The 2,472-nt window shown below is 43.3% G+C and carries 4 protein-coding genes; all 4 read right to left on the bottom strand.

Annotated elements, in window-relative coordinates; translation table 11 throughout:
• Nucleotides 1-305: 305 nt before the first annotated feature.
• The 4 genes from F6K49_RS41235 to F6K49_RS41220 all read right to left on the bottom strand — a co-directional run bounded on the left by F6K49_RS41235 (nt 306) and on the right by F6K49_RS41220 (nt 2,430).
• The gene (locus F6K49_RS41235; protein ID WP_158069618.1) at nt 306-467 is read right to left on the bottom strand and encodes a hypothetical protein; all 162 of its coding nucleotides are present in this window, start codon (nt 465-467) and stop codon (nt 306-308) included.
• Nucleotides 464-1,747, bottom strand: coding sequence for an AAA-like domain-containing protein (locus F6K49_RS41230; protein ID WP_293106846.1), 1,284 nt, complete (start codon nt 1,745-1,747; stop codon nt 464-466). Before F6K49_RS41230 ends, F6K49_RS41235 begins: the two co-directional genes overlap by 4 nt.
• Before the next feature lie 139 nt (nt 1,748-1,886).
• A complete protein-coding gene (locus F6K49_RS41225) occupies nt 1,887-2,120 on the bottom strand; it encodes a transposase (RefSeq protein WP_293074976.1) in 234 nt (77 codons plus the stop codon).
• On the bottom strand, nt 2,107-2,430 hold the full coding sequence (locus F6K49_RS41220) for a hypothetical protein (RefSeq protein ID WP_293074979.1): 324 nt from the start codon (nt 2,428-2,430) through the stop codon (nt 2,107-2,109). Before F6K49_RS41220 ends, F6K49_RS41225 begins: the two co-directional genes overlap by 14 nt.
• Between the last annotated feature and the right edge of the window lie 42 nt (nt 2,431-2,472).

Raw genomic sequence — 2,472 nt, 5'->3', positions numbered from 1 at the left:
ACAGTCTTGTAAGCCACCAGCTCGAAGCCAATTTGAGCATCGCTGTAGTTGGGTAGTTTTACCACCACCTTCCACTCCCTCGAAAACAATTAGCTTACCGCTCAAGCCCACCTCCTTTACTACTCATTAGTTAATAGCCTACAGCTTAAACAATTGCTTGAACAAGCTCAGGCATTCAGCATTCAGCGGTCAGCCGTCAGCCGTCAGCTTATTTTATTCAAAAGCACCGATTGCGCTACGCGCACGCTGCGCGAACAGTAGCCTGGAAGAGGCTTCGACGCTGGAACTTTCCTCCCATAAACACCTCAACTAGCGTGGCCTACGGCCAATAGCTGATAGCTGATAGCACCGATTGCGCTACGCGCACGCTGCGCGAACAGTAGCGTAGCCATTCGCGTAGCGTCGCCCAAAGGCCAAGGCTGACGGCTGACGGCTGACGGCTGAATGCTCCCTTGGCGATAAATCACTTCTCATTAAGCTGTGCTAAGAAATACTGACGATATAAATCACAACTTGGCATGACGTGATTTTCGTCAAAGGTTATCAAACCTAGATTTTTTAATCTATTGATTAAGATTGAATCTAACTCAACACCTCTATCGGTTTGAATCACCTTGTTGAAGAAAGTTGCTAACTCAGCATTTTGCCTAAGTCTAGTTAATTTTAGCAGCAGATGATCCCTATAAATTCCCTCTCGGGTAGGTGCTTGCTCAAGAAGTTTTTCTAGGCTAAGGTTTTGACAAGCCAAGTGATAGAGAGCAAGCTGAACTAATTTCGGATGTCCCCCCACCATAGCCATTAATTTCTCGCTAGCTTGACCTCTAAACCAATCGAGTCCATAAAGCTGGGCTAACTGCTGAATTTGTTGAGGGTTAAACTGCGGTAATTCAATGGGCAATCCTAACTTCGATAAATAGTCGAACGTTTTAACAGGAATATCAACTTCTGTGGAGTAAGCCAGCACAAGCCGCAGCTTTTGCCAAGGTGTCATGTATTTGGCAGCCTCAGACCAAGATCGCAACAGAATAAAAAAGTCAAGAGCTGTTTGCTTATGCTCAAGGAGCAAATTCACTTCATCCATCACCAAAACTAGGGGCTGTTCAAGGGACGCTAAGATATGTCCTTCAAAAAAAGAGCTACAGCTTGCTTTACTGCCGATGTCCTCATCCCAATAGTCATCCAATTCCTTGGCAAGCACCAGTTGATTACATACATTAGCACACAACCAACGTAATAGCCGATCTAAATTACTTAAAATCGTTCTTTCTGCTTGGGCAAAATTAATCCATACTGTTCTGTAACCCAGGGATTTTGCCCCGTCTACTATCCGCAGCATCAAAGAGGTTTTACCGGTCTCTTTCGGGGATCTAATCAGGATTAGACTTCCGAGTTCCTCAATGGCTTGGTAAGCCATTTCTTCGACAGGGGGACGTTTAATGTAAAAGGCTGATGAGAGTGGGACTACTCCAATGGGAAAGGTTGGAGATTGGCTCAAGGATTGGTAATATTTCTTGATTCGCTCTTGGTGTAAGGGATTCAGAGGAATGCTAGCTAAAACTGGTTTGAAGTTGCCCTTGGTGATTGGTTTGTGAAAAATCTTGCTGAGCAATAGCCATAACTTAGAAGCGATTCTCCTGAGATATTCACTACCGTAGTGTATCTCCTCCGCCATCTCGGCATAGGTTTTTTCTTCCCAGGCTTGGTACAGAATCCATTCCTGAAGGGAAGTCAATTTAGTGTACCCCATAACTGTGAGTACATCTATGAGCTGATCTACTGTCATCGCCTTACTCTGTGAACCTTTTGCTGATGGTCTTGAGTCAGAGATGACCAAAACCAAGGAATATCCATTGTTTGAATAATTATAGAACCCATTTGAAATCTTTTTAAGCAGCAGCTAATCTTTTCAACATCAGTCGAACAAAACAGAGACTTATCTTGGTGTTCGCATGCTCAAGAGTTCTTTCAAAGTTCTTCACCAAACTCTTGCATCTTTCCATCCACGAATTCGTTCTTTCGATTCCCCACCGAGCTTTGACTGGGACAAAGCCACTTTTCCCTTCTTTTTCCTTCTGAGCTTTGGATGGTTTCGCCGAAAGTTCAACTCTAATTTTGGTCATAATCTGAGGATAAATTTTCTCGAATTCCTGTGTCAGCTTTTCTGGGTGATATCCGCCGGTCTTGTAAGATGGTAATCTTGGCAATATTGACGGGTTTAGATTTGAAGTAATCAATGTTGTTAGATAACATTTCAATTAATCCCACATCGTCAGACACCGATGCTTTGGTACAGTAACTAAAAAATGGGAAACCCAAGGGATCTACTGCTAGATGTCTTTTGATGCCATTAGTAGCTTTGTAAAAACAAAATCCTTTGGAAGAGATGCTGGCATTGCAGGTGTTTTTCACTGCTTGGGAGTCGATAATCATCAGGGTTGTCCATTGCCCTTTTTTTTTACTTGCTCACGTACT

This window comes from Moorena sp. SIO3I6 (assembly GCF_010672095.1).
The sequence above is the reverse complement of the archived record's forward strand: the minus strand, read 5'-3'. Positions and strand labels throughout refer to the sequence as shown.